This window comes from Stenotrophomonas maltophilia, assembly GCF_006974125.1.
Classification (GTDB): domain Bacteria; phylum Pseudomonadota; class Gammaproteobacteria; order Xanthomonadales; family Xanthomonadaceae; genus Stenotrophomonas; species Stenotrophomonas maltophilia_O.
Window position 1 is genome coordinate 4,208,990 of the sequence record NZ_CP037858.1, and the last position, 13,145, is coordinate 4,222,134.

11 protein-coding genes are annotated in these 13,145 nt (G+C 68.3%); 5 read left to right on the forward strand and 6 right to left on the reverse strand.

Annotated features, from left to right (window positions below):
* The first annotated feature begins 80 nt into the window (after positions 1–80).
* On the forward strand, positions 81–887 hold the full coding sequence (locus EZ304_RS19465) for a DUF2884 family protein (protein WP_099551543.1): 807 nt from the start codon (positions 81–83) through the stop codon (positions 885–887).
* A gap of 102 nt (positions 888–989) precedes the next feature.
* Here the strand turns inward: EZ304_RS19465 and zapE are convergent, their stop codons facing one another.
* Complete coding sequence (gene zapE, locus EZ304_RS19470) at positions 990–2,090, reverse strand: cell division protein ZapE (RefSeq protein ID WP_049429774.1); 1,101 nt, start codon at positions 2,088–2,090, stop codon at positions 990–992.
* A complete protein-coding gene (locus tag EZ304_RS19475; RefSeq protein WP_099551545.1) occupies positions 2,087–2,758 on the reverse strand; it encodes an alpha/beta hydrolase in 672 nt (223 codons plus the stop codon). Before EZ304_RS19475 ends, zapE begins: the two co-directional genes overlap by 4 nt.
* Before the next feature lie 44 nt (positions 2,759–2,802).
* Here EZ304_RS19475 and EZ304_RS19480 point away from each other — a divergent pair, with 44 nt between their 5' ends.
* Positions 2,803–3,660, forward strand: a complete 858-nt coding sequence (locus tag EZ304_RS19480; protein WP_142807912.1) for an EamA/RhaT family transporter — start codon at positions 2,803–2,805, stop codon at positions 3,658–3,660.
* 308 nt (positions 3,661–3,968) lie between these two features.
* Here EZ304_RS19480 and EZ304_RS19485 read toward each other — a convergent pair whose 3' ends face one another.
* From EZ304_RS19485 to EZ304_RS19495, 3 genes are all read right to left on the reverse strand, one after another.
* Entirely contained in the window at positions 3,969–5,414 is a 1,446-nt protein-coding gene (locus EZ304_RS19485) for an ExeM/NucH family extracellular endonuclease (protein WP_142807913.1), read from the reverse strand.
* Positions 5,415–5,550: 136 nt separating this feature from the next.
* Positions 5,551–6,069 carry a c-type cytochrome gene (locus EZ304_RS19490; RefSeq protein ID WP_005407662.1) on the reverse strand — a complete coding sequence of 173 codons (519 nt, stop codon included), beginning with the start codon at positions 6,067–6,069 and terminating at the stop codon, positions 5,551–5,553.
* A 204-nt stretch (positions 6,070–6,273) separates the two neighbouring features.
* Positions 6,274–6,882 carry a TetR/AcrR family transcriptional regulator gene (locus tag EZ304_RS19495; RefSeq protein WP_099551548.1) on the reverse strand — a complete coding sequence of 203 codons (609 nt, stop codon included), beginning with the start codon at positions 6,880–6,882 and terminating at the stop codon, positions 6,274–6,276.
* A gap of 159 nt (positions 6,883–7,041) precedes the next feature.
* Here EZ304_RS19495 and EZ304_RS19500 point away from each other — a divergent pair, with 159 nt between their 5' ends.
* Genes EZ304_RS19500 through EZ304_RS19510 form a run of 3 tightly spaced genes read left to right on the forward strand, consistent with a single transcriptional unit; the run spans position 7,042 to position 11,835 of the window.
* On the forward strand, positions 7,042–8,205 hold the full coding sequence (locus EZ304_RS19500) for an isovaleryl-CoA dehydrogenase (protein WP_099551549.1): 1,164 nt from the start codon (positions 7,042–7,044) through the stop codon (positions 8,203–8,205).
* 10 nt (positions 8,206–8,215) lie between these two features.
* A complete protein-coding gene (locus EZ304_RS19505; protein WP_099551550.1) occupies positions 8,216–9,826 on the forward strand; it encodes a carboxyl transferase domain-containing protein in 1,611 nt (536 codons plus the stop codon).
* A gap of 26 nt (positions 9,827–9,852) precedes the next feature.
* Positions 9,853–11,835 (forward strand): acetyl-CoA carboxylase biotin carboxylase subunit, encoded by a 1,983-nt coding sequence (locus EZ304_RS19510; RefSeq protein WP_142807914.1) that lies wholly within the window; start codon positions 9,853–9,855, stop codon positions 11,833–11,835.
* Positions 11,836–11,856: 21 nt separating this feature from the next.
* Here the strand turns inward: EZ304_RS19510 and EZ304_RS19515 are convergent, their stop codons facing one another.
* Positions 11,857–13,032: a putative peptide maturation dehydrogenase gene (locus EZ304_RS19515; protein ID WP_088430670.1), complete on the reverse strand. Its 1,176-nt coding sequence runs from the start codon at positions 13,030–13,032 to the stop codon at positions 11,857–11,859.
* Positions 13,033–13,145: the final 113 nt, after the last annotated feature.

Genomic DNA, 13,145 nt, shown 5'->3' on the forward strand with positions numbered 1-13,145 from the left:
GGGCAGTGACTTCCGGCCGGTGACGGCACCGTGCGGGCGCGGGATGCTGGGGCCCTGCACCGACCGGAAAGGATTCCACCATGCGCCCGCCCCTGCCCGCCTTGGCCCTGCTGGCCTGCCTGGCCACCGCCCCGGTGATGGCCGGCGACGCCCCGAAGCTGCGCTCGGACCAGTGCGGCATGCGCACCGACTACGACGTGCTGGTGGACAGCGGCGGCATCTGGCTGCGGCATGGCCCGCAGGCGCCGCACGAGGTGGTGTTCCACGATGGCGTGCTGAGCCTGGACGACACGGTCGTGCCGGTCAGCGAGGCCGACGCCGCCCGCCTGCGGCAGATGGAGGCGGGGGCGCGGCAGCTGATGCCGGCAGCCACGGCGTTGGCCCAGGAAGTGAGCGGGCTGAGCTTTGACGTGCTCGACGGGGTCTATGAGAGCCTCACCGGCACCGCCAACAGCCGCAAGGTCCGGCGCCTGCGCCGGCAGGCCGATGACTGGATCGGCGGCACGCTGGGCAAGGGCTACTGGGAACAGGCGGTGTTCGGGCCGGGCTTCGAGGCCAAGGTGCAGGACATGGCCGAGTCGCTGTCCGCATCCATCGCCCGCAGCATGCTGTGGCAGATGGTCACCGGCCGCAGCGAGGCGATGGAGGAGCGCGCCGACCGCCTGGACGCGCAGATGGAACAGCAGCTGGAAGGCCGCGCCGAGCGCATCGAGGCCCGCGCGCAGGCGCTGTGCCCGCTGGTGGCCGCCGTGGCCGAGGCCCACGACGCGCTCGAGGTCCGCTATCAGGGGCAGCCGCTGCGGCTGATCCAGCGCAGTGAGGGCGTGCAAGTGGCGGCCAGCGTGCGCGAGCAGCCGCAGGATGATGCGGTGGCGCCGAGTCGATAGGCCCGCCGCGCTGTTGTAGAGCCGAGCCCACGCTCGGCTGCCTTTCGGCACGTCATTCAGAAGCAGCCGAGCATGGGCTCGGCTCTACAACCAGCGGCCCCCTCACGCCCGGTGCGGGGTACCCAGGTACTCGGCGCTCTGCATCTCGATCAGGCGCGAGGCGGTACGCTCGAACGCGCCCTGCAGGCGCTGCCCGGTGTACAGCTCGATCGGCGAGGTGCTGGCGGTGCAGACCAGGTTGACGTGGCGGTCGTACAGTTCGTCGATCAGGTTGACGAAGCGGCGCGCGGCATCCTCGTTCAAACGGTCGAAGGCGGGGATGCCACCCAGCAGCACGGTGTTGAACTCGTGCGCGATCTCGATGTAGTCCGAGGGCCCGCGTGGGCCCTCGCACAGCGCGGCGAAGTCGAACCAGGCGATGCTCTTGCCGCGGCCGCGGACCGGGATCTTGCGGCCCTCGATCTCGATGTTGCCGGGCTTGGCCGGCTGGCCGCCGCTCAGCTCGTTCCAGCGGGTGGCCAGCCAGTCGTCACTGTCGGCCGCCAGCGGTGCGCGGTACACCGGCGAGCGGGTCAGCGCGCGCATCCGATAATCCTCGGTGCCCTCGGCGTACAGTTCGACGCAGAAGCGCTGCAGCAGGCCGATGGCCGGCAGGAAGCTCTCGCGCTGCAGGCCGTTCAGATACAGGTTCTCCACCGCGGTGTTGGAGGTGGTGACCAGGGTCACGCCTTCGGCGAACAGGCGCTCCAGCAGCCGCGCCAGCAGCATCGCATCGCCGATGTCGGTAACGAAGAATTCGTCCAGCACCAGCACGCGCAGGTTGCTGCGCCATTCCTGGGCGATCTTCGCCAGCGGGTCGCTCTGGCCCTGGTGCTCGCGCAGGCGCTCATGGACGCTGCGCATGAAGCGATGGAAATGGGTGCGGTACTTCTGCTTGATCGGCAGCCCGTCGTAGAACAGATCAACCAGGAAGGTCTTGCCGCGGCCGACGCCGCCCCAGAAGTACAGGCCCTTCACCGGCTCGGGCTTCTTCCAGAACGAGGACAGGCGGTCCAGCCAACCGTCCTCGGCACTGTCCAGCAGGCCCAGGTGGATGCGGTCCAGCTCGGCCAGCGCCGCATGCTGGGCCGGGTCGTTCTGCCAGTCGCCACGGGCAACCCCTTCCGCGTACCGCTGCGACGGGGTCAACTCCGTTGCACTCATGCCGCTGCGCCCAGCCAGTGCTTGACGCCGTGGGTCAGCGCGCCGCGCAGATCGATCAGCTTGCGGTGGAAGAAGTGGCTGGTCTCGGGCATGCGCACCAGCTCATGCGGGGCGTCCAGCGTGTCCAGCCACTGGTAGACGGCCTGCGGGTCGACGATCTCGTCCTGCTCGCCCTGGATCACCAGCCAGCGGGCCGGCGGTGCAATGCCATCGAAGTCCCAGCGACCGGCCGGCGGCGCGATCGAGATCAGCGCTTCCGGCTGCAGTTCGCCGGCGGCCTTCAGCGACACGAACGAGCCGAAGCTGAAACCGGCCAGCCACAGGCGGTCGTCCGGACGCTGGCTGCGCACCCAGGCGGCGACGGCCTTCAGGTCATCCTGCTCGCCCACGCCGTGGTCGAACTCACCGGCCGAACCACCCACGCTGCGGAAGTTGAAGCGCACCGTGGTAATGCCCAGCTCGCGCAGGGTGGTGGCGGTCATGGTGACCACCTTGTTGTGCAGGGTGCCACCCTCGGTGGACAGCGGATGGCAGACGATGGCCACGATCGGCTGCACCGGCACATCGGCCTTGGGCAGGTCGACGACCACTTCCAGCGGGCCGGCCGGGCCGTCCAGTTCGAGGCAGGCGGTTTCGCCGGGGGCGACGGGGAACGAAGGCTTGTGCATGGCACCATGATACCGTCCCCTGCCCCTGCCCTGTGCCCCGCCCCATGCTCTACCTGTCCCTGGCCGTGATCTGCAGTGTGCTGGTTTCGGTGTTGTTGAAGCTGGCCAACCGCCGCGCGCTGGACGTGCCGCAGATGGTGACGTGGAACTACCTGGTGGCCGCCACCCTCACTGCCGTGGTGCTGCAGCCGCCGCTGGAGGCGCTGCGCGCGCCGCATGCGCCGTGGGTGTCGCTGCTGGCGCTGGCGGTGGTGCTGCCGTCGATCTTCCTGGTGCTGGGCCGCGCGGTGGCGGTGGCCGGCATCGTCCGCAGCGACGTGGCGCAGCGGCTGTCGCTGCTGCTGTCATTGGCCGCCGCCTTCCTGTTCTTCGGCCAGACCGCCACGCCATGGAAGCTGGCCGGGCTTGGCCTGGGCCTGCTGGCGATGGTAGCCATCAGCCTGCGCCCGCGCGGCCCGGCGGTGGCGTCCTCGCCCGGTGGCTGGGGCTGGCTGCTGGGCGTCTGGGCCGGGTTCGCGGTGGTCGACGTGCTGCTCAAGCAGGTGGCACTGTCCGGCACGCCGTCGATGGCGGCGGTGCTGGCCAGCTTCAGCGTGGCCTTCGTGCTGATGCTGGCGCTGCAGCTATGGCGGCATTTCAGCGGCCGCAGCCGGCTGGCCTGGCGCAACCTCGGCGCGGGTGCGCTGCTGGGCCTGCTCAATGGCGGCAACATTCTTTTCTATGTGCATGCGCATCAGTCGATGCCGGAGAGCCCGGCCACCGTGTTCGCCGGCATGAACATCGGCGTGGTGGTGCTGGGTGCACTGGTGGGCGTGTTCGCCTTCGGCGAGGCCACCACGAAGTGGAACCGCGCCGGCCTGGCGCTGGCGGTGCTGGCGATCGGATTGATCGCCTGGGGGTGAGCGTTGGTTGCGGCGGGCCATTTCCGCGCCCGCGGTGGGATGTCACTTTTCTTTTCGCGCGAAAAGAAAAGTAACCAAAAGAAACGCGCCGCCAGCCGCGAGCCGGTGCTGTGCACCGGTACCCTGCGCTTCTCGATGAACCAGGGGACGGCGCCGAACTCGCTGCGCTCAGACATCGGCGCCTCTTCGCCCCTGATTCACCTGCGATGCTCGGCTCGCTTGAAGACGGACTGGAAGATCAAAAGCAACAGCAGGATCAGTGCCGCCCCATGTGCACGCCACACCCCAGCGGATGCACAACCGCTGGGTTATTCATCGAAACCCAGCAACAGCGGGTCGTGGTCGGAGCTGCGCCACGGGCCCTGTACGTTGCGGCCCTGGTAGCCGCTGGCGTCCTGCTCGTCGGCATTGCTGTGCCATTCGGCGGCCCCGCGCAGGCGCTTGGCCATGCCCGGGCTCAGCAGTGCATGGTCGAGGCGGCCGGTGTAGCCGTTGTAGACGTAGCTGTAGGGATGCTCGACCTTGGCGACCTTGAACGCGTCCTGCCAGCCCAGCTCATGCAGGGTGCGGATCGGGTCTTCCATCGCGTAGGCATTGAAATCGCCCAGCAGCACCGCGTCCTTGGCACCGGTACCGGTCGGGTCGGTCTGCAGCCAGGCGTGCAGCTGCTGCGCCGAGGTCACGCGGGTGGCGTTCCAGCAGCCCTGGTTGTCGTTGCGGTCGGCGTCGGCACCGCTCGCATCGCGACAGCCCTTCGACTTGAAATGGTTGGCGACCACCACGAACGGCGCGCCCTGCTTGCCCTGGAAGGCCTGCGCCAACGGCACGCGGCTGTGCTCGACGAACGGGCCGCCGGTCAGCGTGGCCGGCGCGCCCACCGGCTGCAGGCGTGAGCTGCGGTAGATGATGCCGACCCGGATCGGGTTGTCGCCGGGGCCGTTGCCCGCGTCGACAAAGCGCCAGTCGCCCTGCGCGCCACGGTCGCGGTTGAGCGCATCGACCAGTTCGGCAATGGCCGACTGCGGACCGTAGCCATCGTTCTCCAGTTCCATCAGCGCGGCGACGTCGGCCCCCAGCGCGTTGACCGTGGTGACCAGCTTGGCCACCTGCGCCTTGTGCTCGTCCAGCGTGCGCGCGCCGCGCAGGGTCGGGAAGCCACCGCCCTGGCCGTCACCATTGAAGAAGTTCTCCAGGTTGAAGGCCGCCACGTGCAGGCTGCCCGGCACCGTCGGCACCGCCGGACGCTTCAGCTCCGGCAGCTTCAGCGCGCCTTCGACCTGCAGCCGCGGACGGCCCTGTGCGTCCACACGCACGATACCCTCCACATTGCGCAGCTGCATGCCGGTACGCAGCACCGGGTTGGCCGGCAGGTACGGCACGCTGGCCGGGTCGCGCGCATCACTGCCGTCGTCCAGCACCAGGCGGCGGCGCAGGTTGTCGGCCATCACCTGCTCGTAGCCGGCAGTACCCGGCGCGGCCACTTCGGTCGGCTGCCAAAGGCGGCCATCGAAGGCGACGGTGAGCTGGCCGAAGCGCTCCAGGCCGTCGGTACCGGCCAGGGTGAGCGGTGCGGCGATGCGCACACGCTGGCCATCCAGCGCGCGCCAGTCGGCCGGTGCGGCGGTCAGCACCACGGTGCCGCTGCTGCGCGCGGCGGAGGGCGACGCGACCGGTGCGGCCTGCGGCTGGGCCTGGGCAAAGGCGCCGGCCGGCAGCAGCAGGGACAGGGCAAGGGCGAGGGAACGGCGGCGCATCGACGGGCGACTCCATGGAAGAGGCGCACAGACTAACCCTGAAATGCGAAACCCCGCCTGCGCAGCGGGGGCATATGAGCGATCAGGCCTCGGTGGGCAAAGCCGGGTCGTGCCGGCCGCTGGCCGGCACGATCGTCTACTTCAGGTTGCCCAGCATCCAGTCCACGGTGGCGTGGATCTGCTCCTCGGTCAGCGCCGGGTTGCCGCCCTTGGGTGGCATGATGCCGCCGTCCGGGCCGGTGTAACCCTCGATGGCGTGCTTGTAGAGCGTGTCCTTGCCCTGCGCGATGCGCTTGTCCCAGTGCGAATGGTCCAGCGTTGGCGCCATGCCCACACCCGTGGTGTGGCAGGCAGTGCACAGGTTGTCGAAGATGACCTTGCCGTCCTTGGTGCCGCCATAGGCCACCTGCGACGCCGCCTTGGCCAGCGCGGCGGCCTTGGCCGCTGCCTGCGCGGCGGCGCCGGTACTGCCGGCATAGACCGCACCGGTGGGCGAGATGCGCTGTTCGGTGCGCTTGGCCGCGGTCGGCGACACCTCGGGCGGAATCCGGGTGTGGATGTAGGCGGCAAGGAGGATGAGGCCGAGGGTGATGGTCGCCAGCAGCGCGATCACCATGGAGAAGCGTTTCAGGAACTCCAGATCGTAATTCCGCACTCTTCGTTACCCCTGGCTGATAGTCGTTGGACCACGGCTGAGCGACTGCGTGATGGGCCGAGTATAGAACGCGCCTTGCGTGCGACAACAGGCGTCACTGCTGGTGCGGCGCAACATGCCGGGGGATGGGGTCAGATCCCTTTTGCGCCGCAAAAGGGATCTGACCCCAGCAACAGAAGCCGGCCAGCGGCCGGCTCTACCGGATTACCGGGCGCCGATCGCGCGCAGGCAGAAGCTGCAGATCGCATCCACCAGCGCGTCTTCGTCGCGGTGCGCTTCGCGGCTGGGCGCGGTGGGGCCGACCATCGCTTCGGTGAAGGCACCGACCAGGCACGCGGCCGTGGCGTGCGCGTCCTGCGCCGGCAGTTCACCGGCGGCCACGCCCTCTTCCACCAGCCGCAGGAAGACATCCCCAAAGGCACGACGGCCGCGCATGCGCTCGGCTTCCACATCCGGGTCGACCGGCTCAACGATGAAGGCATGGGCCAGCCCCGGCCCAGCCAGCGCACGGCGGACGAAGGCGGTGATCGCCAGCCGCAGACGCTCGCTGGCCACTTCCGGGCCACTGGCGATGCGCTCCATGATCGCGACCTCGTGGGCCACGGCGGCGTTGAGCACCTCCACGAACAGTTCGGCCTTGGACGGGAAGTGGCGGTAGATCAGGCCGGTGGATACCCCGGCCTGGGTCGCTACGGCCGTCACCGGGGCGTTGCGCCAGCCGCCGGTGGCGACCAGCTCACGGGTGGCCAGCAGGATCCTTTCACGGGCCCCGGCCAGGCGTTCTTCCATCAATGCAGAGCGTTTATAGGCCATGTTCTGATTCTAGTTTCAATTTTTGAATTCGTATTCACTTCTTGCCCGAACCCCGCTACGCTGGGGCCATCGCCCGTACGGGTGGCGGTCCTGTACACCGCCGCCCGCTCCCCCGTCGGGTGCGTCCATTTCCTGCCATCCCGCCGTGGAGCCACCACAATGCACGTGCCATCCCTGAACTTCGATCTTGGCGAAGACATCGACCTGCTGCGCCAGAGCGTGGCCCATTTTGCCGCCGCCGAGGTCGCACCGCTGGCCGCCGAGGCCGATGCCACCAATCAGTTCCCGCTGGCCCTGTGGCCGAAGCTGGGCGAACAGGGCCTGCTCGGCCTCACCGTGGAAGAAGAATACGGCGGCACCGGCATGGGCTACCTGGCCCACGTGGTGGCGATGGAAGAGATCTCGCGTGCTTCCGGCGGCATCGGCCTGTCCTACGGCGCGCACTCCAACCTGTGCGTGAACCAGCTGCGCAAGAACGGCAACGAAGAACAGAAGCAGCGCTTCCTGCCGGGCCTGTGCAACGGCAGCCTGATCGGCGCACTGGCGATGAGCGAGCCGGGTGCCGGTTCGGACGTGGTGTCGATGAAGCTGCGCGCCGACAAGCGCGGTGACCGCTACGTGCTCAACGGCAACAAGATGTGGATCACCAACGGCCCGGACGCCGACGTGCTGGTGGTCTATGCCAAGACCGACATGGACGCTGGCGCCAAGGGCATCACCGCGTTCCTGGTCGAAAAGGGCATGAAGGGCTTTTCCACCGCGCAGAAGCTGGACAAGCTGGGCATGCGTTCCTCGCCCACCTGCGAGCTGGTGTTCCAGGACTGCGAAGTACCGGAAGAAAACGTGCTGGGCCAGATCGGTGGCGGCGTGCGCGTGCTGATGTCCGGCCTGGACTACGAGCGCGTGGTGCTCTCTGGTGGTCCGCTGGGCCTGATGGCCGCGGCGATGGACGTGGTGATGCCGTACGTGCACGAGCGCCACCAGTTCGGTGAAGCGATCGGCAGCTTCCAGCTGATCCAGGGCAAGATCGCCGACATGTACGTGGGCCTGGGCGCCTGCCGCGCCTATGTCTATGCCGTGGCGCGCGCCTGCGACCAGGGCCGCACCACCCGCCAGGACGCCGCCGGTGCCATCCTGTATGCCGCCGAGAAGGCCACCTGGCTGACCGGCCAGGCGATCCAGATCCTGGGCGGCAACGGCTACATCAACGAGTACCCGACCGGCCGTTTGTGGCGCGACGCCAAGCTGTATGAAATCGGCGCCGGCACTTCGGAGATCCGCCGCATGCTGATCGGCCGTGAACTGTTCCAGCGCACCCTGTAAGGCCACCGCGATGACCGTCCTGAACAGCCAGCTGCAACCGGGCAGCGAAACGTTTGAAAGCAACCGCGCGGCCATGCAGGCCGTGGTCGACGACCTGCATGCCACCTTGGCGCGCACCGCGCTGGGTGGCAGCGAAGCCGCACGCGCCAAGCACACCGCACGCGGCAAGCTGCTGGTGCGCGACCGCATTGATGCCCTGCTCGACCCCGGCAGCGCCTTCCTGGAAATCGCGCCGCTGGCCGCGCATGGCATGTACGAAGACGCCGTGCCTGCCGCCGGTGTGGTGGCCGGCATCGGCCGCGTGAGCGGCGTGGAATGCGTGATCGTGGCCAACGACGCCACGGTCAAGGGCGGCACCTACTACCCGATGACGGTGAAGAAACACCTGCGCGCGCAGGAGATCGCCGAGCAGAACCACCTGCCGTGCATCTACCTGGTCGATTCCGGTGGCGCGTTCCTGCCGCTGCAGGACGAGGTGTTCCCCGACCGCGACCATTTCGGCCGCATCTTCTTCAACCAGGCCAACCTGTCGGCGCAGGGCATTCCGCAGATCGCCTGCGTGATGGGCAGCTGCACCGCCGGTGGCGCCTACGTGCCGGCGATGAGCGACGAGACCGTGATCGTGCGCGAGCAGGGCACGATCTTCCTGGGCGGCCCACCGCTGGTGAAGGCGGCCACCGGCGAAGTGGTGACGGCCGAGGAACTGGGCGGTGCCGACGTGCACACGCGCATTTCCGGCGTGGCCGACCACATGGCCGACAACGACCTGCAGGCACTTGCACGGGTGCGTGCGATCATCGCCCAGCTCAACTGGCGCAAGCCGGAACCGGCGATGGCGATGCAGGCCAGCGAAGAACCGCTGCTGCCGGCGCATGAACTGTACGGGGTGATCCCGGCCGATACGCGCAAGCCCTACGACGTGCGCGAAGTGATCGCGCGACTGGTGGACGGTTCGCGTTTCGATGAATTCAAGCCGCGCTACGGCGCAACGCTGGTGACCGGCTTCGCGCATCTGAACGGCTACCCGATCGGCATCATCGCCAACAACGGCATCCTGTTCTCGGAGTCGGCGCTGAAGGGCGCGCACTTCATCGAGCTGTGCACCCAGCGCAACATCCCGCTGGTGTTCCTGCAGAACATCACCGGCTTCATGGTCGGCCGCAAGTACGAACAGGGCGGCATCGCCAAGGACGGGGCCAAACTGGTGATGGCCGTGGCCTGCGCCAAGGTGCCCAAGTTCACCGTGGTCATCGGCGGCTCGTTCGGCGCCGGCAACTACGGCATGTGCGGCCGTGCGTACTCGCCGAACTTCCTGTGGATGTGGCCGAACGCGCGCATCGGCGTGATGGGCGGCGAACAGGCCGCCAGCGTGCTGGCCACGGTCAAGCGCGATGGCATCGAAGCCAAGGGCGGACAGTGGCCGGCAGCGGAAGAAGATGCGTTCAAGGCGCCGATCCGCGAGCAGTTCGAACAACAGGGCCATCCCTACTACGCCAGCGCGCGCCTGTGGGACGACGGCGTGATCGATCCGGCCGACACCCGCCGCGTGCTCGCCCTGGCCCTGTCGGCCAGCCTCAACGCCGCCCCGCAGCAGACGCGCTTCGGCGTGTTCCGCATGTGACCCGTGCCATGACCGAGCCTGTTGCCATGTTCACCAAAGTCCTGATCGCCAACCGCGGCGAGATCGCCTGCCGCGTCATCGCCACCTGCCGACGCCTCGGTATCGCCACCGTGGCGGTGTATTCCGATGCCGACCGCAACGCACGCCACGTGCGCCTGGCCGACGAAGCCATCCACATTGGTCCGGCCGCTGCACGTGAGAGCTACCTGCGCGGCGATGTCCTGCTCGACGCCGCACGCCTGACCGGCGCGCAGGCCATCCACCCCGGCTACGGCTTCCTGTCCGAGAACGCCGATTTCGCCGACGCCTGCGCCGCCGCCGGCATCACCTTCATCGGACCGCCGGCCAGCGCCATCCGCGCGATGGGCGACAAGAGCGCGGCCAAGGCACTGATGGCCAAGGCCGGTGTGCCGCTGACCCCGGGCTACCACGGCGACCAGCAGGCGCCGGACTTCCTGCGCGCGCAGGCCGATGGCATCGGCTACCCGGTGCTGATCAAGGCCAGTGCCGGCGGCGGTGGCAAGGGCATGCGCAAGGTCGAGCGCAGCGAGGACTTCGTCGATGCGCTGGCCAGCTGCCAGCGCGAGGCGGCCTCGGCATTCGGCAACGACCACGTGCTGGTCGAGAAGTACGTCGAGCGCCCGCGCCATATCGAGATCCAGGTATTTGGCGACAGCCACGGCGAGGCGGTCTACCTGTTCGAGCGCGACTGCTCGGTGCAGCGCCGCCACCAGAAGGTGCTGGAAGAGGCACCCGCCCCGGGCATGAGCGCGGAACGTCGTGCTGCGATGGGCAAGGCCGCGGTCGATGCCGCGCGTGCGGTGGGCTACGTCGGTGCCGGCACGGTGGAGTTCATCGCCGGCCCGGATGGCGATTTCTACTTCATGGAAATGAACACCCGCCTGCAGGTCGAGCACCCGGTCACCGAGTACATCACCGGTACCGATCTGGTGGAGTGGCAGCTGCGCGTAGCCTCGGGCCAGCCGCTGCCGCTGCGCCAGGAACAGCTGGCCATCCACGGCCACGCCATCGAAGCGCGCCTGTACGCCGAAGATGCCGACCGTGGCTTCCTGCCGTCCACCGGCACCCTGCGCCGCCTGCGCCTGCCGACGCCATCGGCCCATGTGCGCGTGGATACCGGCGTGGAGGAAGGCGACAGCATCACCCCGTACTACGACCCGATGATTGCCAAGCTGATCGTCTGGGACGTGGACCGCGACGCCGCGCTGCGCCGCATGAGCCAGGCGCTGGCCGACTGCCAGGTGGTGGGCGTGACCACCAATGCCGGCTTCCTGCGCCGGCTGGTGAACACCGATTCGTTCGCGCACGCCAAGCTGGATACCGCGCTGATCGAACGCGAACAGGCGGCATTGAGTGCAGTGGGCGACACGGATGACGCCCTGTGGCAGCTGGCCGCCGTGGCCGCGGTTGCTGGCACTGCTGGTGCCAGCACCGACGCGCGCGACCCGCATTCGCCATGGCAGGCCCAGGATGGCTGGCGCCTCGGCGCATCGGCACCGCGCGTGCTGCCGCTGCAGCAGGGCGAACGCAAGCACACGCTGAAAGTGTGGGCACAGGCCGATGGCTGGCGCGTGCAGCGCGATGACGCCGCGCCGGTTCAGGTGATCGGCACAGCCGATGCGCAGCATCTTACCGTGCAGCTGGGCGAACGCCGCTGGTCGCTGCAGCTGCTGCGCGACGGTGACCAGCTGTACCTGTTCGGCGCCGACGGCCAGCACCGCTTCACCCTGCACGATCCGGTGGGCGAATCGGACCACGCCGTGGCCGATGCCGGCAGCCTGCTGGCGCCGATGCCGGGCAAGATCGTCGCGACACTGGTCGCGGCCGGCACCGAGGTCAAGCGCGGCACGCCGCTGGTGGTGCTGGAAGCGATGAAGATGGAGCACACCCTGCAGGCACCGGCGGATGGGACGGTGAAGGGCTATCGCGCCAAGGCCGGCGACCAGGTGGGTGATGGCACGGTACTGGTGGACTTCGAAGCGGCGTGATGCAGCAGAGGCCGCGCGGGGTCAGCCCGCGCGGTCTTCAAGGTTCCAGATCGTGCCTGCAGGGTCCAGCTCGGTCGTGGTCATGGTCGCGGCGCGCCAGCCGAAGCCGCACACAGCGAGCACGCCATCGGTGACGGGATCCAAGGAAAGGGCGCGCTCGATTGCTTTCTCGTTGATTGCCGCAGTGATGAACGCACCCAGGCCATCGTCGGTCGCGGCCAGATACAGTGTCTGGGACAGATGGCCCGCCTCAAGGGCGATGACGCGGTAGCTTTTCGCGTGCTGGCGATACTTCCAGAATGTACGGTCGAAGCGCGGCGCCAGGATCACCAGCACGTGCGCATCGGCAAACCAGTGCTGCTGGCCCACAACATCCATCACGAAGTCACGGTCCACCTCGCTGTCCGAGGCCACCGGCTCCAGCACATGGGTATCGCCGCGATAGTGGTACAGGCCCGCCGGCAGCCCTTCGACGTGCTGCACCACCAGATAGGCCTCGATGGGATGCAGCCCGCCACCGGAGGGCACGTTCTTCTTCATGAACACCAGGTCCTCGCCGACACGGTGTTCTCCGGTACTGCCGAAGGTCCGCTGCAACATCCGCGCCAGCATCGGCAGCGGCAGCGGTCGCTGCCAGTCGAAGTTGCGACAGGTTGCGCGACGGGCCAGCAGCGTGTCGAAGGCTGCCGGCTCGGCCCTGGGCAGCGCAATGGCGCCTTCGCTGCAACGTGACACCGTGGTCGCAGGCGGCGCTCCCAGTGTTTCACGCATCTGCACGGCCGTCTCGGTCCTGGACGCGCGCATGTTGCCGACGGCATCCACCCCATCCCAGCGCGAGAATGCGTGCAGCACGGCAGCAAGCGGGTGCCAGTAGGTCGAGCGCAATGCCTCGTCGGCAATCGACGCTGCATCCGTCGCGCTGCCCTGGACAAACACCAGCCCTGCCTGCTGCAGGGGCGACACCATGCCCGCCTCCTCGCTGTCCACCGCGACCTCCTGCCATGCGCTGGGGCTGAGCCGACCCAGCCAGGCCTGCTGCCTGGCATCCAGTTCGACCGGTTCGGGCAAGTGCGGCGCGAGCGCAAGCCAGGCCTGCCTGCGACGAAGCCCATCACCGCCCTGCATCAGGCCCTGCAGGTCGAACGTTGCCGTTTCCCGCAGCTCCATCATCAGTACCGAACAGCGCCTGACCTGCATGTTCTTTCCTTTGGATATTCCTGCCACGTTATCGAGCGATACCGCGATTCCTTGATGGCAGCGCGGCGGTCACTCAAGAAGCGCTCCCCTGCGCCGACATCAAGGTTCCATAT

Excerpts from the sequence above, each read along its gene's own strand:
- zapE (WP_049429774.1), bottom strand. The coding sequence starts at position 2,090 with ATGAGTGCAACGGAGTTGACCCCGTCGCAGCGGTACGCGGAAGGGGTT.
- EZ304_RS19515 (WP_088430670.1), bottom strand. The coding sequence starts at position 13,032 with ATGCAGGTCAGGCGCTGTTCGGTACTGATGATGGAGCTGCGGGAAACG.
- EZ304_RS19495 (WP_099551548.1), bottom strand. The coding sequence starts at position 6,882 with ATGGCCTATAAACGCTCTGCATTGATGGAAGAACGCCTGGCCGGGGCC.
- EZ304_RS19505 (WP_099551550.1), top strand. The coding sequence starts at position 8,216 with ATGACCGTCCTGAACAGCCAGCTGCAACCGGGCAGCGAAACGTTTGAA.
- EZ304_RS19510 (WP_142807914.1), top strand. The coding sequence starts at position 9,853 with ATGTTCACCAAAGTCCTGATCGCCAACCGCGGCGAGATCGCCTGCCGC.
- EZ304_RS19480 (WP_142807912.1), top strand. The coding sequence starts at position 2,803 with ATGCTCTACCTGTCCCTGGCCGTGATCTGCAGTGTGCTGGTTTCGGTG.
- EZ304_RS19465 (WP_099551543.1), top strand. The coding sequence starts at position 81 with ATGCGCCCGCCCCTGCCCGCCTTGGCCCTGCTGGCCTGCCTGGCCACC.
- EZ304_RS19475 (WP_099551545.1), bottom strand. The coding sequence starts at position 2,758 with ATGCACAAGCCTTCGTTCCCCGTCGCCCCCGGCGAAACCGCCTGCCTC.
- EZ304_RS19485 (WP_142807913.1), bottom strand. The coding sequence starts at position 5,414 with ATGCGCCGCCGTTCCCTCGCCCTTGCCCTGTCCCTGCTGCTGCCGGCC.
- EZ304_RS19500 (WP_099551549.1), top strand. The coding sequence starts at position 7,042 with ATGCACGTGCCATCCCTGAACTTCGATCTTGGCGAAGACATCGACCTG.